At 55.0% G+C, this 25,691-nt stretch carries 25 protein-coding genes; 10 read left to right on the forward strand and 15 right to left on the reverse strand.

What is annotated here, in order from left to right; genetic code table 11:
- Positions 1–92 precede the first annotated feature (92 nt).
- The 4 genes from OGY35_RS14490 to OGY35_RS14505 all read left to right on the forward strand — a co-directional run bounded on the left by OGY35_RS14490 (position 93) and on the right by OGY35_RS14505 (position 4,554).
- On the forward strand, positions 93–1,331 hold the full coding sequence (locus OGY35_RS14490) for an MFS transporter (protein ID WP_286632635.1): 1,239 nt from the start codon (positions 93–95) through the stop codon (positions 1,329–1,331).
- A gap of 15 nt (positions 1,332–1,346) precedes the next feature.
- Positions 1,347–2,372, forward strand: a complete 1,026-nt coding sequence (locus tag OGY35_RS14495) for a sugar phosphate isomerase/epimerase family protein (RefSeq protein ID WP_286632637.1) — start codon at positions 1,347–1,349, stop codon at positions 2,370–2,372.
- Entirely contained in the window at positions 2,365–3,507 is a 1,143-nt protein-coding gene (locus OGY35_RS14500) for a Gfo/Idh/MocA family protein (RefSeq protein WP_286632638.1), read from the forward strand. Before OGY35_RS14495 ends, OGY35_RS14500 begins: the two co-directional genes overlap by 8 nt.
- 75 nt (positions 3,508–3,582) lie before the next feature.
- Complete coding sequence (locus tag OGY35_RS14505) at positions 3,583–4,554, forward strand: LacI family DNA-binding transcriptional regulator (RefSeq protein ID WP_286632639.1); 972 nt, start codon at positions 3,583–3,585, stop codon at positions 4,552–4,554.
- A 1-nt stretch (position 4,555) separates the two neighbouring features.
- Here the strand turns inward: OGY35_RS14505 and OGY35_RS14510 are convergent, their stop codons facing one another.
- The 4 genes from OGY35_RS14510 to OGY35_RS14525 all read right to left on the reverse strand — a co-directional run bounded on the left by OGY35_RS14510 (position 4,556) and on the right by OGY35_RS14525 (position 7,580).
- Positions 4,556–5,803: a mechanosensitive ion channel family protein gene (locus tag OGY35_RS14510; RefSeq protein WP_152405562.1), complete on the reverse strand. Its 1,248-nt coding sequence runs from the start codon at positions 5,801–5,803 to the stop codon at positions 4,556–4,558.
- Positions 5,804–5,878: 75 nt separating this feature from the next.
- A complete protein-coding gene (nfsB, locus tag OGY35_RS14515) occupies positions 5,879–6,532 on the reverse strand; it encodes an oxygen-insensitive NAD(P)H nitroreductase (RefSeq protein WP_178825905.1) in 654 nt (217 codons plus the stop codon).
- Positions 6,533–6,630: 98 nt separating this feature from the next.
- Positions 6,631–6,999: an MmcQ/YjbR family DNA-binding protein gene (locus tag OGY35_RS14520; RefSeq protein ID WP_152405560.1), complete on the reverse strand. Its 369-nt coding sequence runs from the start codon at positions 6,997–6,999 to the stop codon at positions 6,631–6,633.
- Positions 6,999–7,580 (reverse strand): TetR/AcrR family transcriptional regulator, encoded by a 582-nt coding sequence (locus OGY35_RS14525; RefSeq protein WP_152405559.1) that lies wholly within the window; start codon positions 7,578–7,580, stop codon positions 6,999–7,001. Before OGY35_RS14525 ends, OGY35_RS14520 begins: the two co-directional genes overlap by 1 nt.
- A 192-nt stretch (positions 7,581–7,772) precedes the next feature.
- On the opposite strand from OGY35_RS14525, the gene OGY35_RS14530 reads away from it, so the two are divergent.
- The 3 genes from OGY35_RS14530 (at position 7,773) to OGY35_RS14540 (ending at position 11,004) form a co-directional block, all read left to right on the forward strand.
- On the forward strand, positions 7,773–8,906 hold the full coding sequence (locus OGY35_RS14530) for an MBL fold metallo-hydrolase (RefSeq protein ID WP_178825909.1): 1,134 nt from the start codon (positions 7,773–7,775) through the stop codon (positions 8,904–8,906).
- Positions 8,903–9,244, forward strand: a complete 342-nt coding sequence (locus tag OGY35_RS14535; protein WP_286632640.1) for a RamA family antibiotic efflux transcriptional regulator — start codon at positions 8,903–8,905, stop codon at positions 9,242–9,244. The genes OGY35_RS14530 and OGY35_RS14535 overlap by 4 nt, the downstream gene beginning before the upstream one ends.
- Before the next feature lie 134 nt (positions 9,245–9,378).
- On the forward strand, positions 9,379–11,004 hold the full coding sequence (locus OGY35_RS14540; protein WP_286632641.1) for an alpha/beta hydrolase-fold protein: 1,626 nt from the start codon (positions 9,379–9,381) through the stop codon (positions 11,002–11,004).
- On the opposite strand, the gene OGY35_RS14545 is transcribed toward OGY35_RS14540, so the two are convergent.
- A complete protein-coding gene (locus tag OGY35_RS14545) occupies positions 10,933–11,181 on the reverse strand; it encodes a DUF1158 domain-containing protein (protein WP_286632642.1) in 249 nt (82 codons plus the stop codon). The two genes, OGY35_RS14540 and OGY35_RS14545, sit on opposite strands and share 72 nt — an antisense overlap.
- Before the next feature lie 69 nt (positions 11,182–11,250).
- On the reverse strand, positions 11,251–12,366 hold the full coding sequence (locus tag OGY35_RS14550; protein ID WP_286632643.1) for a YbdK family carboxylate-amine ligase: 1,116 nt from the start codon (positions 12,364–12,366) through the stop codon (positions 11,251–11,253).
- A 142-nt stretch (positions 12,367–12,508) separates the two neighbouring features.
- On the opposite strand from OGY35_RS14550, the gene OGY35_RS14555 reads away from it, so the two are divergent.
- Entirely contained in the window at positions 12,509–13,207 is a 699-nt protein-coding gene (locus OGY35_RS14555; RefSeq protein WP_286632644.1) for a GNAT family N-acetyltransferase, read from the forward strand.
- A gap of 43 nt (positions 13,208–13,250) precedes the next feature.
- On the opposite strand, the gene betA is transcribed toward OGY35_RS14555, so the two are convergent.
- The 3 genes from betA to betI are packed head-to-tail and all read right to left on the reverse strand — an operon-like array spanning position 13,251 to position 17,021.
- Positions 13,251–14,927: a choline dehydrogenase gene (gene betA, locus OGY35_RS14560; protein ID WP_286632645.1), complete on the reverse strand. Its 1,677-nt coding sequence runs from the start codon at positions 14,925–14,927 to the stop codon at positions 13,251–13,253.
- 13 nt (positions 14,928–14,940) lie between these two features.
- Positions 14,941–16,413 (reverse strand): betaine-aldehyde dehydrogenase, encoded by a 1,473-nt coding sequence (gene betB, locus OGY35_RS14565; RefSeq protein WP_286632646.1) that lies wholly within the window; start codon positions 16,411–16,413, stop codon positions 14,941–14,943.
- A gap of 17 nt (positions 16,414–16,430) precedes the next feature.
- The gene (gene betI / locus OGY35_RS14570; protein ID WP_102602324.1) at positions 16,431–17,021 is read right to left on the reverse strand and encodes a transcriptional regulator BetI; all 591 of its coding nucleotides are present in this window, start codon (positions 17,019–17,021) and stop codon (positions 16,431–16,433) included.
- Between the two features lie 127 nt (positions 17,022–17,148).
- Here betI and OGY35_RS14575 point away from each other — a divergent pair, with 127 nt between their 5' ends.
- Together OGY35_RS14575 and OGY35_RS14580 are read left to right on the forward strand one after the other, a co-directional pair.
- On the forward strand, positions 17,149–19,182 hold the full coding sequence (locus tag OGY35_RS14575; protein WP_286632647.1) for a choline transporter: 2,034 nt from the start codon (positions 17,149–17,151) through the stop codon (positions 19,180–19,182).
- A 226-nt stretch (positions 19,183–19,408) separates the two neighbouring features.
- Entirely contained in the window at positions 19,409–19,561 is a 153-nt protein-coding gene (locus OGY35_RS14580; protein WP_046477188.1) for a Hok/Gef family protein, read from the forward strand.
- A 108-nt stretch (positions 19,562–19,669) separates the two neighbouring features.
- On the opposite strand, the gene OGY35_RS14585 is transcribed toward OGY35_RS14580, so the two are convergent.
- From OGY35_RS14585 to OGY35_RS14610, 6 genes are read right to left on the reverse strand one after another with little or no spacing between them, the layout of a single operon-like run.
- Positions 19,670–20,455, reverse strand: a complete 786-nt coding sequence (locus tag OGY35_RS14585; protein WP_152405551.1) for an SDR family oxidoreductase — start codon at positions 20,453–20,455, stop codon at positions 19,670–19,672.
- A 35-nt stretch (positions 20,456–20,490) separates the two neighbouring features.
- Positions 20,491–21,288 (reverse strand): glucose 1-dehydrogenase, encoded by a 798-nt coding sequence (locus OGY35_RS14590; protein ID WP_042320827.1) that lies wholly within the window; start codon positions 21,286–21,288, stop codon positions 20,491–20,493.
- A 53-nt stretch (positions 21,289–21,341) separates the two neighbouring features.
- Positions 21,342–22,409 carry an ABC transporter permease gene (locus tag OGY35_RS14595; RefSeq protein ID WP_046477194.1) on the reverse strand — a complete coding sequence of 356 codons (1,068 nt, stop codon included), beginning with the start codon at positions 22,407–22,409 and terminating at the stop codon, positions 21,342–21,344.
- 17 nt (positions 22,410–22,426) lie between these two features.
- Complete coding sequence (locus OGY35_RS14600; RefSeq protein ID WP_152405549.1) at positions 22,427–23,971, reverse strand: sugar ABC transporter ATP-binding protein; 1,545 nt, start codon at positions 23,969–23,971, stop codon at positions 22,427–22,429.
- 1 nt (position 23,972) lies between these two features.
- Positions 23,973–24,593 (reverse strand): DUF2291 family protein, encoded by a 621-nt coding sequence (locus tag OGY35_RS14605; RefSeq protein WP_286632648.1) that lies wholly within the window; start codon positions 24,591–24,593, stop codon positions 23,973–23,975.
- 43 nt (positions 24,594–24,636) lie between these two features.
- On the reverse strand, positions 24,637–25,572 hold the full coding sequence (locus OGY35_RS14610; protein WP_042320820.1) for a D-ribose ABC transporter substrate-binding protein: 936 nt from the start codon (positions 25,570–25,572) through the stop codon (positions 24,637–24,639).
- Positions 25,573–25,691: the final 119 nt, after the last annotated feature.

Consider the following 25,691-nt stretch of genomic DNA (forward strand, 5'->3'; position numbering starts at 1 on the left):
GTTTCGATCCACAGGAACTTTATTTTGTAATCGATTACTTTTCACCTGATGACAATTTGTAATCGATTACTTTTTAAAAGGCGAGGCTCAAAATGGTGTCAACAACGGAAAGTAGTGGAAAGGCGATAGGGCAGCACCGGCTGCTGGTACCCCGACTGTCGCTGATGATGTTCTTACAGTTTTTTATCTGGGGAAGCTGGTCAGTGACGCTTGGTCTGGTCATGACGCAGCACGACATGTCTTTGCTGATTGGCGATGCGTTTTCCGCAGGGCCGATCGCCTCTATTCTTTCACCGTTTGTGCTCGGTATGCTGGTGGATCGCTTCTTTGCCTCGCAAAAGGTGATGGCGGTGATGCATCTGGCCGGGGCGGTGATTCTGTGGTTTGTGCCGGGGGCATTGATTGCCCAAAACGGTGCGCTGCTGATTGGCCTGCTGTTCGGCTATACGCTGTGCTATATGCCAACGCTGGCGCTGACCAATAACATTGCGTTTCACAGCCTGACGAATGTCGATAAAACCTTCCCGGTGGTGCGCGTGTTCGGCACGATCGGCTGGATCGTGGCGGGGATTTTTATCGGCGTCACCGGCGTGGCGTCCAGCATTACCATCTTCCAGGTGGCGGCGGTCAGTTCCGTGATATTGGCGTTGTATAGTCTGACGCTGCCGCATACGCCAGCCCCTGCGAAGGGACTGCCGGTACAGGTGCGCGATCTGTTCTGCGCCGATGCGTTTGCGCTGCTCAAAACGCGCCACTTCTTTATCTTTTCGCTTTGCGCGATGTTGATCTCGGTACCGCTCGGCACCTATTACGCTTACACCGCCTCTTATCTGGCGGATGCCGGTATTGCGGATGTTAGCACCGCCATGTCGTTCGGGCAGATGTCAGAAATCGTCTTCATGTTGGTGATCCCGCTGCTGTTCCGCCGTCTGGGCGTGAAATATATGCTGCTGATCGGCATGCTGGCGTGGTTCGTTCGCTATGCGTTTTTTGCGCTTGGCGTGAGTGAAGAGGGGCGTTTCCTGCTGTATCTCGGCATTCTGCTGCACGGCGTGTGCTATGACTTTTTCTTTGTTGTCGGCTTTATCTACACCGACCGCGTGGCGGGTGAAAAGGTAAAAGGCCAGGCGCAGAGCATGATCGTAATGTTCACCTACGGTATTGGGATGCTGCTGGGATCGCAGATCTCCGGCGCGCTGTATAACCGGTTGGTTGCCGGACAAACCGTGCCGCAGGCATGGGTGACATTCTGGTGGATCCCGGCGGTGGCGGCCGCGGTGATTGCCCTGATTTTCCTGTTCTCGTTCAGGTATGACGATGACAAGGCGTAATTTTCTGGAGGTGGTATGAGGACGATTAAAGGGCCGGGTATTTTTCTGTCGCAGTTTATCGGGGAGCAAGCGCCGTTTAACTCGCTGGAGGGGTTGGCAGGTTGGGCGGCCGGCAAGGGCTATAAAGCGGTGCAGATCCCCTGCCATCAGCCGCAGATTTTCGATCTGGCAAAGGCGGCGCAGAGTCAGGCCTATTGCGACGACATAAACGGTAAACTGGCGGAGCACGGTCTGGTCATCAGCGAGCTATCGACCCATCTGGAAGGGCAACTGATAGCGGTAAACCCGGTTTACAGCGACGCCTTCGACCACTTTGCGCCAGCGGCGGTGCGTGGCAACGATGTGACACGCCGGGCGTGGGCCGCGAAGACGCTGAAACAGGCGGCGGCCGCATCAGCAAAGCTGGGACTCCGCGCGCATGCTACGTTTTCCGGTTCGCTGGCCTGGCCGTTTTTCTACCCGTGGCCGCCACACAATGAAGCGCGTTTTCAGGACGCATTCAGCGAACTGGCAAACCGCTGGCGACCGATTCTGGATACCTTCGATGCGCACGGGGTGGACGTCTGTTTTGAGCTGCATCCTGGTGAGGATTTGCACGATGGCGTCACGTTCGAACGTTTCTTGCATCTTCTGGACAACCATCCGCGCTGCAACATTCTTTATGATCCCAGCCATATGCTGTTGCAACAGATGGATTACCTGGCCTTTATCGACATCTACCATTCGCGTATCAAAGCATTTCACGTGAAGGATGCGGAGTTCCGGGCGAACGGGCGCAGTGGGGTATACGGCGGCTATCAGTCGTGGATCAACCGGGCAGGGCGCTTTCGCTCGCTGGGGGATGGGCAGATCGACTTCAAGGGTATTTTTAGCAAGCTGACGCAGTATGACTTTGACGGCTGGGCGGTGCTGGAGTGGGAGTGTTGCCTGAAAGACAGTGATACCGGGGCCAGCGAAGGCAGCGAATTTATCCGCCGCCATATCATTCCGGTCTCCGGACGGGCGTTTGATGATTTTGCCGCCGGGGGTGTCCATGATTAACGTCGGCATTATTGGCAGCGGATTTATCGGTCCTGCGCATATCGACGCGCTGCGCCGACTCGGGTTTGTGCAGGTGGTAGCGCTGTGCGACGGCAGTCTTTCCCAGGCCCAGGAAAAAGCACTGGCGCTGAACGTGCCGTATGCCTACGGCAGCGTTGAGGAACTGCTTGCGCATCCGAATCTGCAGGTGGTGCATAACTGCACGCCAAACCATCTGCATGCGCAGATCAACCGGCAGATAGTGCAGGCAGGCAAGCATGTCTTCTCTGAAAAGCCATTGTGCATGACGCCAGAAGAGGCGCGCGAGCTGGTGGCGCTGGCGGAAGAGGCTGGCGTGGTACATGGCGTCAGCTTTGTCTATCGCCAGTTTGCCATGGTGCGTCAGGCGGCCAGCATGATGCACGCAGGAAGCATCGGGCGACTGTTTGCTACTCATGGCAGCTATCTGCAGGACTGGATGTTGCTGGAAACCGACTACAACTGGCGCGTGGACGCCGTACTCGGCGGGGCGTCGCGCGCGGTGGCGGACATTGGTTCCCACTGGTGTGACACGGTGCAGTTTGTTACCGGACGACGCATCACGGAGGTGATGGCCGATCTCGCGATTGTCTGGCCGACGCGCAAGGAGAACGTCGCGGGTAACCAGACCTTTGCTCACGACCCGAACGCCCGGTATGAAGATAAACCGGTGAACACGGAAGATTTCGGCTCGGTGCTGTTCCGCTTTGACGATGGCAGCAAGGGCAGTTTTCGCGTCTCACAGGTGAGCGCCGGGCGTAAAAATCGCCTGACGTTTGAAATCAACGGCAGCGAGCGGTCCGTGGCGTGGGATCAGGAGGTACCGCAGCAGTTGTGGGTGGGGCATCGCGCGCAGGCGAATCAGATCCTGACCGATGATCCTGCACTGATGAACCGTGATGTCGCCGACAGCGCCCATTTCCCCGGTGGGCATATTGAAGGCTGGCCTGACGCCTTCAAAAATATGATGGCGCAGTTCTACCGTGCCGTTCAGGCAGGCGAAATGGCGAAAACGCCGCAATTTGCCACCTTCCACGACGGTGCGAATGTGATGTATATCATTGATGCGATAGTGAAAAGCCATCAGCAGCAGCGCTGGGTGCGCATTGAGCGATGACGCGTTGCCCGGTTCGCCGGGCAACAAATTTATGATAGCCTGCATAAAACGCTAACCGCAGGATGTGTCGTCGTTATGTCTATTCAGAAAATCGCTCAGTTGGCCGGGGTTTCGGTGGCGACGGTGTCGCGCGTGTTGAACAACAGCGACAGTGTGAAAGCGAAAAACCGTGAGCGGGTTTTGCAGGCAATCAAGGAGAGTAACTACCAGCCCAATCTGCTGGCACGTCAACTTCGCACCGCGCGTAGCCATATGATTCTGGTGATGGTGTCCAACATCGCTAACCCGTTCTGCGCGGAGGTGGTCAAGGGCATTGAAGCAGAGGCCGAGAAAAACGGCTACCGTATCCTGTTGTGCAATTCAGGTTCTGATATCGATCGTTCCCGCTCAGGGTTAAGTCTGCTATCGGGTAAAATCGTCGACGGTATTATCACCATGGACGCCTTCTCCCGACTGCCGGAACTTGCCGAGTTAATCGGCAGCGCCGCCTGGGTTCAGTGTGCGGAGTATGCCGATGCAGGGAGCGTTTCCTGTGTCGGGATCAACGATGTGGACGCGTCGCAGTATGTGGTGAGTCAGCTCGCCGACAGCGGGCGTACGCGGATTGCCTTGATTAATCACGACTTAAGCTACAAATATGCCCGTCTGCGCGAGCGCGGTTATAAGAGCGTGATTCATCTGCGCGAGCTGGACTATCAGGCGGTGGAATATGCCAGCGACCTCAGCTCAGCGGCCGGAATGGCGGCGATGCAAAAGCTGCTGAAGGAGAACCCGCCGGATGCGGTGTTTGCCGTTTCCGATACGCTGGCGGCAGGGGCGTTGCGCGCTATTGAGCAGGCGGGACTCCGCGTACCGCAGGATATCGCGGTGGTTGGGTTTGACGGCACTGAACTGTCTGAGATGGTGTCGCTTACCACTATTGAACAGCCGTCGCGGGAGATTGGCCGTAAAGCGGTCACCTTACTGCTCAACAAAATTGATAATCCGGATGCGCCAACGGAAAGGGTCATGATGGACTGGCGCTTTATTTCGCGCGCCAGTACCTGATCTATTGGGTGAAGGCTCCCGCCAGCGAGCGAATATCATTGCCGGTGGGCGACTGGTGAATACGTAAGCCGAACTCTTCCACCACCGCAAAAATATGGTCGAAAATATCGGCTTGAATACTTTCATATTCCAGCCAGACGACGGTATTGGTAAAGGCGTAAATTTCGATGGGCAGACCGTGATCGTCCGGTGCCAGTTGACGCACCATTAAGGTCATATCTTGACGAATGCGCGGATGGTTGCGCAGATATTCGTTCAGGTAGGCGCGGAAAGTCCCGATATTGGTCATCCGGCGATGGTTTAATACCGATTCTGGCGCATCCAGTTGTTGATTCCATTCGTCGATTTCCTGATGGCGCGTATCCAGATAAGGCTTCAGCAGGCGCGCTTTATACAGTCGCTGCTTTTCATCATCATCCAGAAAATGAATGCTGGTGGCGTCAATACTGATGCTACGTTTAATACGCCGACCGCCGGAGGCCGACATGCCGCTCCAGTTTTTAAAGGAATCCGAAACCAGTGACCAGGTGGGAATGGTGGTGATGGTGTTGTCCCAGTTGCGGACTTTCACCGTTGTCAGACCAATATCAATCACCGCGCCGTCAGCGCCGTATTTCGGCATCTCCAGCCAGTCACCCAGTTTCAGCATGTCGTTGGCGGAAAGCTGAATACCAGCAACCAGCCCAAGAATCGGGTCTTTAAATACTAACATCAGCACGGCCGCCATCGCGCCCAGACCGCTAATCAGAATCGCCGGGGACTGACCCATTAACAGCGAGATCACCAGAATGCCAACGATAATCGCGCTAATCAGTTTAATACCCTGAAATATGCCTTTGAGCGGAAGCTGAGAGGCTGCTGGGAATTTTTGCGCCAGATTTAAGATGACATCCAGTAATGAAAACAGCGACAGCAGGGCATACATCATGATCCACAACTGCGCGCAGGTGGTCAGAATTTCTGCCGCTTCACTGCCTTTTTGCAACCATAGCGCCGCCTGAATATTGACGATAATCCCCTGCAGGGTAAACGCCAGACGATGGAATAACTTGTTCTGGGTAATTATTTGTAGCCACAGACGGGAACTGGCGATGGCACGTTTTTCGAATGTGCGCAGTACCACCCAGTGCAAAATAATATGCACAATGACGGCGGTGAGAAAAATAATACCGAAAATCACCACCAGCGAGGTGGTGTGATTCATTTCAATACCCGCTAAATCTTCAACCTGGGTAATTAATTCCTGCATAATTTCTCCTTGATAAAACAGCGGTCAATGATGACCGCTGAGGGGAAATTATGCAAATGCAGGGCGCGGGGTGAATTACACCTCTGTCAGCGTGGTTTCCAGCGGCAGGCGAGATTTTGGCAGCGAGGCGTTGAAATCTTCGACGCTGTGATGACCCACAGGAACCACGACCACACTGGTGAAGCCTTTTTCTTTCAGGCCAAATTCCGCATCGAGTATGGCGGCGTCGAACCCTTCGATCGGTACTGCGTCCAGACCCAGTGCGCCAACGCCTAACAGAAAGTTGCCGACGTTCAGATAAACCTGTTTTGCCATCCAGTGCGCGTCATCTTTCAGGTCCTTACGGTGCATGTCGGCAAAGAATGTCCGACCTTTGTGGTTGGCGGCTTTCGCTTCGGCAGAGGCAAAACGACCATCGGCCTCTTCCTGATCGACCACACGCTCCAGCCACGCATCGTCCATCGCCGTTTTGGCGCAGAACACCACAACGTGCGAGGCATCGAGCATTTTACGCTCGTTGAAGACATAGTTACCGGCGGCAGATTTTGCCACGCGCGCTTTGCCTTCCTCGGTGCTGGCTACGATAAAGTGCCACGGCTGAGAGTTAGTGCTGGACGGACTGAACTGCAGCAGCGTTTTGATTTTTTCTGCTTCTTCAGCGGTCAGTTTTTTACTAGGGTCGAATGCCTTGGTGGAGTGACGCTTTAAGGCCACTGAAATGATATCCATAACTACTCCCGGTTGGTTTTAATACCCGCAGGGTACAAGGTTCTCTGGAAGATGATAAGAGAGAAAATGCGAAAACAGTTATCGGCTTTCGCGACCAATCAGGCAGGGCGGATCCGTTTTTGGTCGCGTTTGGCCAGGCCATCGACCACTAAATTCCACGAATCATTAACCAGTTCGTCCAGTAATGACTCACTGATGTCATCGCCGGGGGCGACGGAAATCCAGTGCTTTTTGTTCATATGGTAACCGGGGGTAATGCTGGGGTAAATTTGCTGATTTAGCAGCGATTTCTCCGGATCGGCTTTCAGATTAATCACCGCGCGGCGGTTAAATTCGGTCACGATCATAAAGATCTTGCCGCCGACTTTAAACACGTCGTACTCCGGACCGAACGGCCAGCAGTGTTCGGTAAACGGAAACGCCAGCGCCAGACGGCGCGCGCATTCGTACAGCGTTTTTTCATCCATTATGCTTCCTCACGGGTGAGGGCGCGCCACATCGCTTCAAAGCCCAGGGAGATAAATTCGCTGGCGCGAGCCGGTTCGCGAGCGGCAAATTCCATTGTCGTTTCTGCCAGCGTTAAAAATAGCGCATCGCCGAAGGCGCGATAATCATCGGACATAAAGACCGGCAGCACCGAACGGTGGCAGAGATCGCGTAGCTCAGGAAACAGATCGTCGGCTTTCTGTTCCGTCTCTTTGGTGATTTTTTCGCTGACCGCTAACTGGCGAATAGCGCGATGCCCCAGCGTATGGTTGAGACCCCAACTGATATAGTTGCTCCAGATGTAAAAGGTCAGCACTTTGGTATCCGTCAGTGAACGATCGAGGTTCTCGATCAGCGACTGGCAAAGACCTTGTTTAAGATGAAGATAAAGTTCGTTGATTAACTCGTCTTTTGTCGCGAAATAGCGAAACAACGTTCCTTCTGCCACGCCTGCGTTGCGGGCTATCACAGCGGTCGATGCCGCGATCCCGGATTGCGCAATGGCCGTGGTTGCAGCCTCCAGTAATGCCTGTTTTTTGTCTTCACTCTTCGGACGAGCCACTACACTTTACCCTTAAGATTGTTTAAAAAGATGATTGAAACACGGCCTTTGCAGCGCCGCAACGGTGAATGTCAAAGATTGAAAATCATCTTGACGCGAAACTTCCGATTTCTATAATGAGTGCTTACTCACTCATAATCAAGAGTCAGCCGCGCAAACCATCGGACAGGGGCGCGTTTTACAGGTCAGGATATGAAGCCTCTCTCCGTGTGTGTGGTCGTTATTATGCTCATTGCCAGTGCAGCAACGTTACCGTTTGTCCTTAATGCGGGCTTCGGCCAGGCGCCACAGGGCGCTCAGCTTAGTCAGGTAGAGCAATCTGCGAACTACCGTGATGGGCAATTTCATAATCAGGTGCCAACGCCGGGTTATACCGGAAACAAAAGTATGCTCGCAGCATGGTGGGAGTTTCTGGTCGCGAAGCGTGAAAATGCGCGGCCAGCCCGGCCATTACCCCTGGTTGCCACCGATCTCGCCAGCCTGCCGGTTGAGCAGAATACCCTGATCTGGCTGGGGCACTCCTCGTGGTATCTGCAACTGGGCGGCAAACGTATTCTGATTGACCCGGTTTTCAGCAGCTATGCCGCACCGTTTTCGTTTCTCAACAAAGCGTTCGCCGGGGAGTATCCGTGGACGGCGCAGGCGATGCCGGAGATCGACCTGCTGATCATTTCTCACGATCACTATGACCATCTGGATTACGCCACCATCACCGCGTTAATGCCGAAGGTGAAGCGCGTGCTCACGCCACTGGGCGTTGGCTCGCATCTGCGTTACTGGGGAATGAATGGCGACATTATTGAAGAACGTGACTGGAATCAGTCTGTCAGGGTCGACGATTCACTGATGATTCACGTGCTGCCCGCGCGGCACTTCTCCGGGCGCGGTATCAAGCGCAATCAGACGCTGTGGGCCAGTTTTCTGTTCGAAACACCGGAACAGAAAATTTATTACAGCGGCGACTCGGGCTATGGGCCGCATTTCAGGGCAATTGGCGAACAGTTTGGCGGCATCGATCTCGCCATCATGGAGAACGGCCAATACGACCAGGACTGGAAGTACATTCACATGATGCCGGAAGAGACCGCGCAGGCCGCTCTGGATTTGCGGGCAAAAGCGATTTTACCCGGTCATGCCGGACGCTTTGTGCTGGCAAAGCATAGCTGGGATGACCCTTACAAACGTCTGGCACTGGCCAGTCGAAATAAAGCGTACCGTCTGCTTACCCCGATGCAGGGTGAACCGGTGAAGCTGGACGATTCAGCGCAACGGTTCACAACATGGTGGGAAAAGGCAACACATTTGCAGGAGAGGAGTTCCGAATGACCATTTCTGCTCAGGTTATCGACAGCATTGTCGAGTGGATTGATGATAATTTGAATCAGCCGCTGCGTATTGACGAGATCGCACGGCATGCGGGCTACTCCAAGTGGCACTTGCAGCGTCTGTTTTTGCAGTACAAAGGGGAGAGCCTGGGGCGCTACATTCGCGAGCGTAAACTGCTGCTGGCGGCGCGGGATCTGCGCGAATCCGACGCAAAAGTGTATGACATTTGTCTGCGCTACGGGTTTGACTCCCAGCAGACCTTTACCCGTATTTTTACCCGCACGTTTAACCAGCCGCCGGGTGCCTACCGCAAAGAAAACCACAGTCGGACGCACTGATCCTTTCCTGGTAGCGAGAGCTATCAGGAAAGGTTTCCCCTGCCTTAGCGTCTCTGCAATTGCCTAAATATTATTGCAAATAATTCCCATTTACATTAGCGTGGCTAACAAATTTCATAAGGAATGGTTGGCCAATGAAGATGGCATGGAGTGGTTTGCTTCTTGGGCTGGGGACGGTGTCGGCTCAGGCAATGCCGTGTTCGACACCCCCGGTGCAGGGGGAGCAGCAAGGGAAGTTTGATGCCAGTGGGGAAATCTGTTTTGTTCTCCCCGCCCTGAATGAAAACTATGTCTCCGCGACGCTTTCCGGCATTACCGATGCCCGGTTGCTCGATGGTCAAAATCGACGCATTCGTACCCTGCTGGAAGGCGGTCCTGCCGATGGTGAGCATCAACTGCTGTTTTCACTGCCTCAACAACAGGTTACCTCGCTGGTGCTGCACGGCAACGAAGGGATGCGCTGGCGCTTCTCCTGGCAGATGAAAGAGACGCCGCCATTACCGCGTACCCAGCGTGTGGCCCCGGTCAGTCCCGTTTTGCAGCAACTGGAAAAAGCCCTTGAGGCGGGAGCAGGCACCGCGGAATTCTGGCAGGACCGTCAGCGTTACGGTACGCCGCTGGTGGAACCCTTCGATGCCGATCATAAGCGCGTGACCTTTCTCTGGCGTGGCGCAAAACAGAACGTTTTTCTTTTTGGCTCACCGGCGGGCGATCACGAGCCGCTGTTCCGCTTAGGCCATTCCGACGTCTGGTTCCGTAGCTATGTTGTCCCGGCGGATACGGTTATGCAGTATAAGCTGGCGCCGGATGTTCCGCGGGTCAGCGGCTCGCCACGCGATCAGCGCCGCGCCATTCTGGTCAGCGCTCAGACCGATCCGTTCAATCCGCTGACGATCGGCGCGAAGTCTGCCGATCGCTGGAATCAGTCGTCTTTGCTCGATCTCAGTCCATCCCGTTTTTGTTCCGCGCAGGCCATCTCGCAGCCGTTGCGTCACGGCGCGTTGACGCGAAAAATGCTCACCAGCGCGCGGTTGGGCAATACGCGTGAAGTGGCCGTTTATCGCCCTCGCACCGCGCAACCCGCGCGCTGGACGCTGATTCTGTTTGACGGCAAGACCTATCTGGATGAATACCATGTCGACCGGGTTATCGACGGGCTGATTGCCCGCCATCAACTCCCGCCCATCAACGTAGTGTTCGTGGATTCTCTCGATCACTCACGGCGCGGTAAAGAGCTGCCGCCGAACCCGACGTTTGCCGATTTTATGGCTTACGAACTGGTGCCCTGGCTACGCCAGCAGGGTATTGCTCTCCCGCGACAAAAAACGGTGCTGGCGGGTTCCAGCTATGGTGGATTAGCGTCGTCATGGGTGGCGCTGCGCCATCCGCGCTTGTTTGGCAACGTGCTGAGCCTGTCCGGTTCCTACTGGTGGGCACCCAAAGGAGAGGAGGCCAGTTGGCTGACGCAGCAGTATCAGGCATCGCCGCGTTATCCGGTGAAATTCTGGTTGCAGGCCGGACGCTTTGAAACGCAGGGGCCAAACGGCGGGATTTATCGCAATACGCTGGCGTTTGAAAAGGTGCTCCGGGAGAAAGGCTACACGGTCAGCTTTCACCCGTGGTCAAGCGGTCACGACTATGCCGCGTGGTGTGAAGCGCTGGTCTATGGAATGCGGGATTTCACTGGCTTAGTGAGCCAGCGAAAACCAACGACGCCAGACGTAGCGAAGCACGAAATATTCAACAGCGCCAAGCGCTAAGAACCACAGACAAAACAGCAGCGTATAGAGCTGGTTGAGGTCCATCAGATGAAAGGTCGCAACCAGCTTTTGCGCCAGTACCCGTCCCAGCGACGGCGCCGGAAGCAGCAGGCAGGAGAGAAAAGCCAGCAGCAGAATACCGGCGGCGGTCATCAGGGATTCAAGCGGGTGTTTCATGGCATTGTTAAACTTGAGTTAAAAAAGCCATTGTCCGGGATCTTCCCGGCTAACGCAAACCCGCTCCGCTTACCCTGCCCAGATCTCACAATGTTTTTTCACCAGTCCGATGAGCGAACCGCCCCCGGTGACAAACTCACGCATTGTCTGCGCTTCATTGAGGCCGTTTTTCACCTGGCGGGTTAACGCCTCGATGGCGCTGGTCGCGCCCACTTTATCTGCCGATGGTGCCACCTTTTCCAGCAGGCGCAGGGTGTCCTCTGACAACGGATGGCGATCGCCAGTATGCACATCGGTCAGAATGCCTTCCAGCCCATAGCGGCAGGCCTGAAAGCGGTTGAATTTATACAACAGGTAATCTCGTTCCTGATGCTTAAACGGACGCTCGGTTAGCAGCCAGTGGGCGGTAGCCTGGATTAATCCGGCGATATTTACCGCATGTGACAGGGTCAGCGGCGTATCCATCACCCGCACTTCGACGGTACCAAAATGCGGGCTGGGGCGAATATCCCAGTGCAAATCCTTAATGCTGTCGATCATGTTCGTATAGCTGAGCCGCCGGAATAAACCCTCAAATTCCTGCCAGTTGCTGACCCACGGCATTGGGCCATTATCGGGAAAACCGGAGAAGATATTCAGGCGCGACGAGGCAAAGCGGGTGTCAGATCCCTGCATATAAGGTGACGCCGCCGAGAGCGCAATGAAGTGTGGGACAAAGCGTGACAGCCCGTGCAGCAGATAAATGGCGTCATCTCCGCTGGGACAGCCGACGTGGACGTGCTGTCCAAACACGGTGGCCTGTTGGATGAGATAGCCAAAGCGTTCGAGCGTGCGCTGATAGCGCTCGTTGTCGCATACCTGCTGGCGCTGCCATTTCTGAAACGGATGTGTGCCGCCGCCGCAAATTTCAAGGTGATGCTCAGCCGCCGCCTGCTGGATCACCTGCTGCATGGCGGAAAACTGCGCGGCGGCCTGATCGATGCTGTGGCAGACGTCGGTGGCCATCTCCAGCATGCTTTCGGTGATATCGTGCTTCACCTCTCCGGCGCTCACCCGGTCTTTCACCGCGGCAATCAGCGTCGAAGAGTCCTGACTCAGGTCATAACCTGGCGGATTCACCACTTGCATTTCCAGTTCAATTCCGAGGGTATACGGTTCCGAGACGTGAAAATCGGGTAGTGGCATGGCGTTCGTTTCCCAGGTGATTTGCTTTCAGTATAGAAGCGATGGGGAGATCCGCAGCGGTAGAAGAAATCTGAAAGTGGCGCTTTGAAGACGAATCGGGAACTGCTATAACCAGATTTTATCGTTGCGTAAGGAGTGAGCTGTGCCGGAAATGAATCAGTATGGTCAGACGGTTGGCGACGCGCTGCCGGACTGGCATGGCGCGTCGGTTCTGGAACGAACCGTGCTGGAAGGCCGCTGGTGTCGTCTTGAGCCGCTTGACCCGGAACGTCATGCTGGCGATCTGTTCGACGCCTATGCCCAGGCCGACGACGAGCGGGACTGGACGTGGCTGGCGAGCAGTCGGCCCGACAGCGTTGCGGCGACGTTCCACTGGCTTTGCGGGAAAGCGAACGATGACGCGCTGGTGCCTTTCACTGTCGTGGATACTCGCGCTGAACGTGCGGTGGGGCTGGTCTGCTTTATGGCGCTTGAACGGGAGCACGGCAGCGTTGAAATCGGCCATGTCACCTGGTCGCCGCGGATGAAAAACAGTGTACTGGGTACGGAAGCCGTCTGGCTCTTGTTGCGGTATGCGTTTGCGCTGGGGTATCGCCGCGTGGAGTGGAAATGTGACTCTCTGAACCTGGCGTCGCGTCGGGCGGCAGAGCGGTTAGGGTTTGTATTCGAAGGCCGCTTTCGCCAGAAAATTGTGCGCAAAGGCCGCAATCGGGACAGCGACTGGTTGTCGATGATTGATGGTGAGTGGCCTGAGTGTGACCGCGCATTGCAGCGCTGGTTAGCGCCGGAGAATTTTGACGAACACGGCCAACAGCGGCAAACCCTGGCGCAGTGTCGGTAGCGACAAGCGAAACTCCGCTCTGTTATCAGAGCGGAAATCACGATTAGCGCAGTGCCGGTTTGCGTACCGGCGCATCGCCCGCCACGTAATAGCGCGCGGTGCTTTTTGCCAGCGGCGCACGACCGCGAATGGCATCGGCGATTTTCTCGCCAATCATGATGGTCGTGGCATTCAAATTGCCGGTGATAATTTGCGGCATGATTGACGCATCCACCACGCGCAGATTTTCCACGCCGTGCACGATGCCTTCGCCATCGACCACGGCCATCTCATCAAAGCCCATTTTACAGGTGCCACAGGGGTGAAACGCGGTTTCCGCGTGGTTACGCACAAACGCATCCAGTTGTTCGTCGCTCTGACAGTCAATGCCTGGGCTTATCTCCCGCCCACGGAATTTATCCAGCGCCGGCTGGTTGATGATTTCACGGGTAAGGCGAATCGCATCGCGGAATTCCTGCCAGTCCTGCTCCGTTGACATGTAGTTAAACAGAATCGCCGGATGCTCGCGCGGATCGCGCGATTTTATCTGCACATGACCGCGACTCGGCGAGCGCATCGAGCCGACGTGGCACTGAAAACCGTGCTCTTTCACCGCGTTCGAACCGTTATAGTTAATGGCTACCGGCAGGAAATGGTACTGAATGTTCGGCCAGCTAAATTCTTTACGGCTGCGAATAAATCCGCCCGCTTCAAAATGGTTACTGGCCCCAACGCCAGTCCCGCCAAACAGCCATTCGGCACCGATCTTTGGCTGGTTCCACCACTGCAGGGCAGGGTAGAGAGAGACCGGCTCTTTACACGCATACTGGAGGTACATCTCCAGGTGATCCTGCAGGTTTTCACCGACGCCAGGCAAATGGTGAACCAACGGGATCGCATGCGCTTTTAACAGCGCGGCGTCGCCCACGCCGGAACGTTGCAGGATCTGCGGCGAGGCAATCGCGCCCGCGCACAGCAGCACTTCTTTTCGGGCCGTCGCGCTGACGGGGATGGTGCTGTCGCCTTCGAGCCACTCCACGCCGACCGCTTTTTTACCGTCAAAAACGATGTGGTCGGTCAGGGCATGAGTCACGATAGTGAGGTTCGGGCGCTTTTTCGCCTGATCCAGATAACCCCGGGCGGTGCTGGCGCGACGCCCCTGTGGCGTGACGGTGCGGTCCATCGGGCCAAAGCCTTCCTGCTGATAGCCGTTCAGGTCATCGGTTCGCGGGTAACCCGCCTGGACACCCGCCTCGATCATCGCTGCAAACAGCGGGTTTACCCCCGGTTTTGACGTGGTCACGCTGACCGGGCCATCGCCGCCGTGATAGTCATTCGCACCCACATCGCGGGTTTCCGCTTTGCGGTAATAGGGCAGGCAGTTGAGATAGCTCCAGTGCTCAAGTCCGGGTTCTTCCGCCCAGCGATCGAGATCCAGGGCGTTGCCACGGATGTAGCACATGCCGTTAATCAGCGAGGAACCGCCCAGCCCTTTGCCACGTCCGCACTCCATACGGCGGTAGTTCATGTGCGGTTCAGGTTCGGTCTCATACGCCCAGTTATAGCGCCTTCCCTGCAACGGGAAGGCCAGCGCTGCCGGCATCTGGGTGCGGAAATCTGCACGGTAATCCGGACCGCCCGCTTCCAAAAGCAGAACGGTGGTATTGCTGTCTTCCGTCAGTCGTGTTGCCAGTACATTGCCAGCGGAGCCGGCACCAATAATGATGTAGTCAAAATGCAATGAAACCTCCTGCTTAAAATACAGACTGGAAGGGCGCCATCTCGAGCTGGATGGATTTCACCTGGGTGTAGCTTTGCAGCGTCATTACGCCATTTTCACGCCCGATGCCGGAATGCTTGTAGCCGCCAACCGGCATTTCTGCAGGGGATTCGCCCCAGGTGTTGATCCAGCAGATCCCGGCTTCAAGCTGGTGAATGACGCGATGTGCGCGGTTGAGATCCTGGGTGACGACGCCCGCCGCCAGACCGTAATCGGTGTTGTTGGCGCGGCGAATGACCTCGTCTTCGCTCTCGTAAGTCAGGATCGCCATCACCGGGCCGAAAATTTCTTCGCGTACGATGGTCATCTCATCGTGGCAGTCGGTGAACACCGTAGGAGCAACCCAGGCGCCGTGATCGAACGCGCTGCCCTTCAGCACATCGCCACCGCAAAGCAGCGTTGCGCCTTCGTTTTTACCGCTTTTGATATAGCGCAGGACATTTTCGCGATGCGGGAAGCTGACCAGCGGGCCAAAATTGGTGGCGGGATCAAACAAATCGCCTGCGCGGATCCGCGCCACGCGAGACAGAATGGTTTGCTCGAACGCGCTTTTCATCCGCGCCGGAATAAACACGCGAGTTCCGTTGGTACAGACCTGGCCCGTGCTGTAGAAATTCGCCATCATCGCGATATCGGCGGCGAGATTAACGTTGGCATCCTCGAAAACGATCAGCGGCGATTTACCGCCCAGTTCCATCGTCACCGCTTTCAGCGAGGAGGCGGCAGAGTTCGCCATCACTTTTTTACCGCTGGCGACGCCGCCGGTGAAGGAGACTTTGGCAATGCCCGGATGCTCGGTCAGATAGTGGCCCGTTTCCGCCCCTTCACCCGGCAGGACATTAAAGACGCCGTCCGGTAAACCGGCTTCGCTGTAGATCTCCGCCAGCTTCAGGGCGGTTAGCGGAGTGACTTCGCTGGGTTTGAAGATCATCGCATTGCCTGCCGCCAGCGCCGGCGCGGATTTCCACAGCGCGATTTGAATCGGGTAGTTCCATGCGCCAATCCCGGCGACGACGCCCAACGGCTCGCGTCGGGTGTAAACGAAGGCGGTCTCGCGCAGGGGGATTTGGCTTCCTTCCAGCGCGGGGATCAGCCCGGCGTAGTATTCCAGTACGTCTGCACCGGTCACGATATCGACGCTGGCGGTTTCGCTGAACGGTTTGCCGGTATCCAGCGTTTCCAGTTTTGCCAGCTCATCATTACGTTCGCGCAGAATCTCCACCGCCCGACGCAGGATGCGTGAACGTTCCATAGCGGTCATCGCTGCCCAGATTTTTTGTCCGCGCTGCGCGCTTTTCACCGCGCGGTCGACATCCTCACGGCTTGCGGCCTGTACGGTGGCAAGGACCTCGCCATTGGCAGGATTGATCGTCTCAAAAGTCCGACCGCTGGTGGCGGCGGTATAGCCACCATCAATATAAAGCTGTTGTTCTGCCATTCGTGACATGCGTTCTCCTCGGTGAGTCAGTGACTTTTTTGCAAGTGCTGACTGATGAAATGGGTGGTCAGCGCCTGGGCGAGGCTGAGGTTAAACGGCTTACCGCTTAATGCCGCACGGAGCCACAGCCCGTCTATCAGCGCCGCTAATCCGTAACCCGCCTGTTGCGCCTGTTCACGCGGCAGCTCGCGCTTAAATTCGGCAACAATGTTCGACAGCAGGCGTTTGCTGGCGACCTGTTGCAGTCGGTACAGCATCGGCTGGTGCATGCTGCTGGCCCAGAACGCCAGCCAGGCTTTCATTGCGGCATGACTTATCTGGGTCTCGTCAAAGTTTCCCGCCACGATGGCCCGCAATCGTAGTTCCGCACGCGCCCCCGGTAGCGCATGGAGTCGATGCAAAACGGCGTGACGCAGCTGGCTGGTGATGTCGCGCATCGTCGCCTCCAGCAATCCATTCTTATCCTTAAAGTAATGGCTAATGATCCCGGTTGAGACCCCGGCACGACGGGCGATTTGCGCAATCGTCGCATCGTGCATCCCGACTTCATTTATCGCTTCCAGCGTGGCGTCAATCAACTGCCGCTGCCGTATCGGCTGCATCCCCAGTTTGGGCATTTTGGGACTCCATTCATCAGTTTTGTTTAACCATTAAAGCGGTTTTTGATTGGACGTTCAATATAAAATGTGTCTTAATTGTTGCGAATTTGATTTTTAATAGTTACAAAAAATGTGAGGATACTGGATGTCAGACCTTCCACAGTGCAGAGAAAAGGACAAAATCAATCCGGTGGTTTTCTACACGTCCGCCGGGCTGATTTTGTTGTTTTCCCTGACCACCATCTTTTTTAGCGATTTCTCCGCCGTCTGGATTGGCCGGACGTTGAACTGGGTTTCAAAAACCTTCGGCTGGTACTATTTGCTGGCGGCCACGTTGTACATCGTCTTTGTTGTTTTCATCGCCTGCTCGCGCTTTGGCTCGGTCAAACTCGGGCCGGAGCAGTCGAAACCGGAATTCAGCCTGCTCAGTTGGGCCGCCATGCTGTTCGCCGCCGGGATTGGTATCGACCTGATGTTCTTTTCCGTGGCGGAGCCGGTAACACAATATATGCAGCCGCCGGAAGGCGCGGGGCAGACGATTGAAGCGGCGCGTCAGTCAATGGTCTGGACGCTATTCCACTACGGCCTGACCGGCTGGTCGATGTATGCCCTGATGGGCATGGCGCTGGGATACTTCAGCTATCGCTATAACCTGCCGTTGACTATCCGTTCCGCGCTCTATCCTATCTTTGGTAAACGCATTAACGGGCCAATTGGGCATAGCGTTGATATCGCTGCCGTCATTGGCACCATTTTTGGTATCGCCACGACGCTGGGAATTGGTGTGGTTCAGCTCAACTATGGCCTGAGCGTGTTGTTTGATATTCCGGATTCGATGGCGGCGAAAGCGGCGTTGATTGTGCTGTCGGTGGTGATTGCCACGATTTCGGTCACTTCCGGGGTGGATAAGGGTATCCGCGTGCTTTCAGAGCTTAACGTTCTGCTGGCGCTGGGGCTGATCCTTTTCGTCCTGTTTATGGGCGATACCTCATTCCTGCTCAATGCCCTGGTGCTGAACGTGGGCGACTATGTGAATCGCTTTATGGGCATGACGCTCAACAGCTTTGCCTTCGATCGCCCGGTTGAGTGGATGAATAACTGGACGCTGTTTTTCTGGGCGTGGTGGGTGGCCTGGTCGCCGTTTGTCGGCCTGTTTCTTGCGCGAATCTCACGTGGGCGTACCATCCGTCAGTTTGTCTTCGGAACGCTGATTATTCCGTTCACCTTTACCCTGCTGTGGCTATCGGTGTTCGGCAACAGCGCGTTGTATGAAATCATCCACGGCGATGCGGGCTTTGCCCAGGAGGCGATGGCGCATCCGGAACGCGGATTCTACAGCCTGCTGGCGCAGTATCCGGCGTTTACCTTCAGCGCGTCGGTGGCCACCATCACGGGCCTGCTGTTTTATGTCACGTCAGCGGATTCCGGCGCGCTGGTGCTGGGGAATTTCACCTCGAAACTGAAGGATATCAACAGTGATGCCCCGTCATGGCTGCGCGTCTTCTGGTCGGTGGCGATCGGTTTGCTGACGCTGGGAATGTTGATGACGAACGGGATTTCAGCCTTGCAGAACACGACGGTGATCATGGGACTGCCGTTCAGCTTTGTCATTTTCTTTATTATGGCGGGATTGTATAAGTCGCTGAAGGTGGAAGATTATCGCCGTGAGAGCGCTAACCGGAATACGGCGCCGCGACCCATGGGCGTGCAGGATCGGTTGAGCTGGAAAAAACGCCTGTCGCGGCTGATGAACTATCCCGGCACGCGCTATACCCGCGAAATGATGGAGAACGTGTGCTTTCCGGCGATGGAAGAGGTGGCGCAGGAGTTAACACTGCGTGGCGCGCATGTCGAACTGAAAAGTCTGCCGCCTGTGGAAGGCGGAAGTCTGGGACACCTCGATTTACGGGTACACATGGGCGATGAACGTAACTTTATCTACCAAATCTGGCCGCAGAAATATGCGATTCCGGGCTTTACCTATCGCGCGCGCAGCGGGAAATCGACCTATTACCGTCTGGAGACCTTCCTGCTGGAGGGCAGTCAGGGCAATGACCTGATGGACTACAGCAAAGAGCAGGTGATTACCGATATTCTCGACCAGTATGAACGCCATCTGAACTTCATCCATCTGGATCGCGAAGCACCGGGAAATGGCGTGCTGTTCCCGGGTATGTAGGACGGTCTAAATGTTTTCCGAAAATGAGTTTTTGCTGTGTAAATATACAGTACCAGGAGGGAAGGAGAGTACGATAACGGCGGGTGCCTGATGCTTTCTAGCTTCAGGCCGTTGCTGAGGTCTGGAAAGAAGAAAGCCCCAAGGAGATAGTTCTATCAACCTTGAGGCTACCAATCCAAACCTGAACAATTCGGATGGTAGTCTCTTCTTCGCATGGAGGCAATACATGCTGACGAAATATGCCTTAATGGCAGTCATCGCACTCTGCATTACGGTGCTGGGATTCACACTCCTCGTGCGGGATTCACTCTGTGAGTTCAGCGTCAGGGAGCGTGGTATTGAGTTTAAGGCCGTTCTCGCTTACGAATCGAAGAAGTAGCCGTTATGCGGGGAGCTATCCCCGCATATCCGCTTGTCAGGTCTGGATGAGACGGCACCCGCTTTATCTATCGCCCGCAGTCAGTCACGGCTGCGGGCGAATTTCGGTTTACCAGCAGATAAATCCGCCATCAACAACGAGATCGACGCCGGTGCAAAATGAAGCCGCATCACTGGCGAGGAACAGCGCCGGACCGGCCATCTCTTCAACTTTTGCCATTCGCTGGATTGGCGTCTGGCTCTCAAATTCACGCGTCTGATGAACCATTTCAGGGCGGGTATTCATCGGTGTGGCGGTGTAGCCCGGGCTGATTGAGTTCACGCGAATACCTTTCTCAATCCATTCCATTGCCAGGCTCTTCGAGAGGTGAATAACCCCCGCTTTCGAGCTGTTGTAATGCGCTTGTTCAAGACCACGGTTAACGATGATTCCGGACATCGAGGCGATGTTGATGATTGAGCCGCCGCCAGATTCCAGCATCAGTTCCGCTTCGGCCTTACAGGAGTTCCATACGCCCGTGAGGTTGATGTCGATAACGCGCTGCCACTGTTCGCTTTCCATTTCCAGCGCCGGATTGGCGTTGGCTATACCGGCGGCATTCACCGCGATATCCAGACGACCAAACCGTTCTTTGGTCAGGGCGACGGCGGCGCGAAGGTCGCTAAGCTGGCGAACATCTCCCGTATAGAGCGCCGCCTGGCCGCCAATCGCGTCGATATGATTAGCCGTCTCTTTCAGTCCGCCGTCTTCGCGCAGATCAAAACAGACGACCCGCGCGCCCGCGCTGGCCAGCGCCCAGGCAATGGTCTGACCGATGCCGCTCCCTGCACCCGTGACGAAAGCAACGCGTCCTTGCAGGTTAAACAGTTGTTGAGCAAAATCTTTTGCGATCATAGTGATAACTCTCTTCACAAATACCCCGTCGGGTATTACGACATAATCAGGCCACCATCAATATTGATGGTTTGTCCGGTAAGATAGCGTGCATCGTCAGAAGCGAGGAAGGCGACCAGCCCGGCGACATCTTCTGGTTTACCCGCGCGTTTCATGGGGATGCCTTTAACCCATTCCGCCATCAGTTCACCTTTGCCATAGCGTTTTTCATCGGTGCTGAGGATCTGCCCCCATACGCGGTCGTTGTAATCCCACATTTCGCTTTCGATGATCCCCGGACAGAAGGCGTTGACGGTAATGTTCCACGGTGCCAGTTCATGCGCCAGGCTTTGCGTGATGCCAATCACGCCCATTTTGCTGGCGGCGTAGTGCGGGGTATAGATAAAGCCCTGACGTCCCTGGCCGGAAGAGGTATTAATCAGGCAGCCGTGATTCTGTTTAACCATATATTTCGCCGCTTCCCGACAGCAGAGCCATACGCCTGTGGTATTGACGGCGAGGGTTTTCTCAAAATCTGCTTTCGGCATTCGGTCAAAGTAATCGATGGTGATCACACCCGCGTTCTGGATGGAGACATCAATCGAGCCAAAGCGCGCAGCCGCCTGCTCATACAATGCCTGTACCTGCTCTTCGTTAGTGACATCAACCTGTAGCGATAAAATGTCAGCCTGGTAACGCTGGCGCAGCTGTTCTGCCGTTTCGTGAACGCGCTCAGCGTTGGAGACCATCACCAGGTTTGCGCCGTCCCGGGCGAAACGTTCGGCGATGCCTGCGCCAATCCCCCGGCATGCACCGGTGATGACGACCGTCTTACCATGAAAATCACGTTGCATATTTCTTTCCCCTGTATAAGCCGGACAGTCGATGCCCGGCGCAGTGATGCTACTTAACTGGATACGGTATTTGCCGAGGGTGCCGTCGCCTGTTTCTCTTCATGGCGACGCATCAGAATGACTTTGTTCTGTAGCTTTTGCTGGAACTGGTCAACAACCACGGCGGTGACAATAACGACGCCCTTAATGACCATTTGCCAGAAATCGCTGACGCCCATCATCACCATGCCATCGGCCAGAAAGACGATGACGAAGGCCCCGATGATGGATCCGGATACCCGTCCGCGACCGCCGGCGAGTGCGGTTCCACCCAGAACGGTGGCGCCGATGGCGTCCATCTCAAACATGTTGCCGGTCATCGGGTGCGACGTTTGTAACTGAGACGCGACAATCAGCCCAACAAAGGCGGCGCACAACCCGGAGAAGGCGTAGACGAAAATTTTCGCTTTGACGATCGGTACACCGGCGAGTCGTGCGGCGGATTCGTTACCGCCAATCGCGTAGATATAGCGACCGAGCGGGGTTTTGGTGGTTATCCAGTAGCCCAGGACCAGGAAGGCGATCATCAGCCAGATGGGCAGGTAAATCCCGAGCAGCGTGCCGGAGCCCAGGGTGGCAAAACCGGTATTGCCCAGCGCCTCCATACCGTTAAGGTTGGGGTAGGTGCTGCCGTCGTTAAACAGCAGGGCAGAGCCCCTGGCAACGTACATCATGCCGAGGGTACAGATGAAAGGCGCAACGCCAAAGCGGGTGATGACCGCTCCATTAACGAATCCAACGAGAACGCCAAAGATGGCGACGCAGAGGATAACTTCCGGCACGTTGAAGAAGATGATGTTCCCGCCCCAGATGGGCAAACCATTGGTGAGTAACGCGCCCGCCACCATGCCGCAGATGCCGGCAACGGCGCCGACCGACAGGTCAATGCCGCCGGTCAGGATAACCAGCGTCATCCCAATCGCCAGTAAGCCGGTAATGGCAACGTGCTGGGTCATAATCAGCAGGTTAGATGTGGTCAGGAAATTCGGTACCATCACGCTGAAGAATGCGATGACCAGCAGCAGAGCGATAAACGTTCTGGCCTTCAGCAGGTACATGTAAATCATATATTTCTGGTTCATGATGGATTCCAGCCTGATTAATCTTGCGGTGTAGAAGCCGCGATCAACTTCTCGCGGGTGACTGCATGACGGGGGACATCAGCGGTGATCCGGCCATCAGCCATCACCAGAATGCGGTCCGCCAGCGCCATCACTTCGTCCAGCTCTGATGAAGAGAACATCACTGCCAGGCCTTGTTGCGCCATTTTGCCGATAAGGTGATACACATCAGTTTTCGCCCCCACGTCGATGCCGCGGGTCGGCTCATCAAGGAACACCACCTGCGGCTGCGTCATTAACGCTTTACCCAGCACCACCTTTTGCTGGTTTCCACCGCTGAGTGAGGTGATGGGCAGCTCGGGATCGCTCACTTTGATGGCAAGTTGCTGAATCATCTCCTTCACGCTGTCCTGTTCTTTGTGCGGGTTCAGCCATTTCCAGGCCCGGCGAAACCCCTGCAGGCTGAGGTCAGAGAGCGTCATATTGGACTGAATCGACATCATCTGAACGACGCCTTCGCCCTGTCTGTCTTCCGGCACCAGCGCCAGCCCTTTTTTAAGTCGTGACTGAAAGTGGGCGTTATCGATGCACTCGCCGTTGAGTTGAACGCTGCCGCTCTGGCAGGGCATCAGACCCACCAGCCCTTTGAACAGTTCGGTGCGTCCGGCGCCCAGCAGACCGTAGATCCCAATCACCTCGCCTTTATTCAGGCTAAACGACACGTCATTGAGCTTATAGCCGCCGCTGGAATGGAGCGCTGTCAGTCCCTGCACCGCGAGAACCGTGTCGCCTTGCGGGGCCGGTTGATAATCGAAGTGTTTTTTCTTATCACCCACCATCTGTTCGATGATCCACGGAATGCTGGCATCGCTGACCGGACGCTCGCTAATAAAGCGGCCGTCGCGGAAAATGGTGATGTAGTCACCAATTTCCATGAGCTCTTCCAGTCGATGGGAAATATAGATAATGGTGACGCCGCGGCGCTTGAGCTGTTCAATCACGTTGAACAGGATTTTGACTTCAGACTGGCTTAGCGCGGAGGTCGGTTCATCCATGATTAAGACGCGCGTATCTTTCGAGAGCGCGCGGGCAATCTCGACCAGTTGCTGATGGCCGATCCCCAGTTCTTCTAAGGGTGTATACGGATCAACATCCAGTTCCAGTCGCTTGAGCAGGCTTTGCGCCAGCGCGTACTGATATTTTTCATTAATTTTCCCTTTCTGAAAAAACTCGTTAGCCATGAAAATATTGTCCATGACATTCATATTCGGGAATAAATTCAACTCCTGAAAAATAATACTGATACCCAATTTTTCGGCCTGATGCGTCGAATTCATCGAAACAGGGGTACCATCCAGAAAAATTTGACCGGAGGATGGGGTTTCGACACCAGCAAGCATTTTCATCATGGTGGATTTACCCGCACCATTTTCTCCGATCAGAACATTCACTTTATTCCGATATACCCGATAATTGACGTTATCTAATGCCACCACGCCAGGATAGACACGAGACAGGCTATGGGTTTCGATAATCACTTCCGATTCGGCGGGTTGGGGAGCGACGATATCTTGCTGTTGCATGTTATTGTCCTCCTGCCGGTTCAATTTTTGCGGGCGTAATATCAGGGATCGTCTGAGGAATATCCCAGGCAGAAAATACGCCATACACTTGCGTGGGTTCGCCGGTTTTAAGTTGGGTTGCCTGAATCATTTTTATCGCCTGGTCGTTAATGGCGCGACCATACTCGCCAAATAAGACCTGGTCGTTAAAATCACCATAAGTCGCGCCTTTCCAGGCGTCGCGTAATTGTGTGCCGCGTAGCGTTGGACCAATCTGAACAATAATATTGCTACCGCTTTTATCCGCGACGGTCATTTTCCCGCTGCGGGAGGCGGTATCGATCGTGCCAATTTTGCCTTCGACTTTGACGTAAAAGATGCAGGGGTTCTCTTCCTGAGCGCGATAGCCCAGCTTTTTACAGGCACTATCGAAATCCTTCTCGGCCTGTAAAGCAGCCATTAAATCTGCCACCGGACGAGCCTGCCCAACAATTTGCGGCACAATTTTGTTTTGCCACGTTTGGTCTATATTGGACATATGGGGATTGGGCGGAGATTTGAGATCCGCAAGCTCCTGCTGCGAGACAATGCGGCATCCCCCTACGGTCAATACGACCAGCGCCAGCCAGGCTTTTTTAGACATAATGTTCTCCTCTGCGCCTCCTAAGAGGCGCAACTACCCGAGATCAGGACTTGATATTGAAATCCTGTACTTTATCTGCGTTATCTTTGGTGATGAGAATGCCGCGGAACATGACGCGCTGTTTCTCTGGTTTCACCCCTTTTTGCAGGTAGTTATCCAGATCGGTCACGCCTTGTGCGGCGATAGCCTGAGCCTGCAGCATGACGGTGGCCTGCAATGTACCGGCTTTCACCGCATCGCGTTCATCGTTGCTGCCGTCAATGCCGACGACCACAACGTCATTGCGATTTGCGGCTTTCAACGCGGCGATTGCGCCCAGCGCAACAGGACCGTTACCGCAGATGACGCCTTTCACATCCGGGTGGGCTTGCAGAATGCTGTCCATGATTCGCTTACCGTCGATAAGCGTTCCTTTCGCATCCTGTTTGGCGACGCTGACCATATCCGGGAACTGGTCAATAACCTGGTGGAAAGATTTCGAACGGGTAACACAGTTATTATCGGCGAGGTTACAGGTCAGCTCGGCGTATTTCCCTTTTTCCCCCATTTTCTCAACGAAAACGTTGGCAACTTCAGAACCTGCCTGGAAGTTATTATGGGTAATTTGCACTAGTGCCACATCATCAACGGGAATTTCGCGGTTGATTAATATGACGGGAATACCGGCTTTTTTCGCTTTTTCAATAGCGGCAACGCTGGCCGTTGAATCCGCATTATCCAGAACGATGCCCTGAACTTTTTTGCCGATAGCGGTATCAATCAATTCATTCTGTTTTTTTACATCTTCGCTGTGCGACAAAATGGTGGTTTTGTAGCCTAACTCCTGAGCTTTTTCACTGGCGCCTTTGGCTTCCGACGCGTAATACGGATTATCCAGTGAATTCACCATAATCATAATTGTCCCTTTCTCTGCCGCATGGGCAGTAAAAGACAAAGCGGTCAGGGTTGCAGCGGTTAACAGCGTTAAACGTAATTTCATGACAATGTTCTCTCTGTGTTGTTATTGTCGGGTACGGTGAAACAACGTAAAGCATGAATTCTTATAAAGCAGGGCTAATGGTCCGGAGTTCTCCTTCTGTTAATGAGTCGGGGTGTCAC

The organism is Citrobacter sp. Ct235 (genome assembly GCF_030332305.1).
In the GTDB taxonomy this organism is placed as follows: Bacteria; Pseudomonadota; Gammaproteobacteria; order Enterobacterales; family Enterobacteriaceae; genus Citrobacter_A; species Citrobacter_A telavivensis.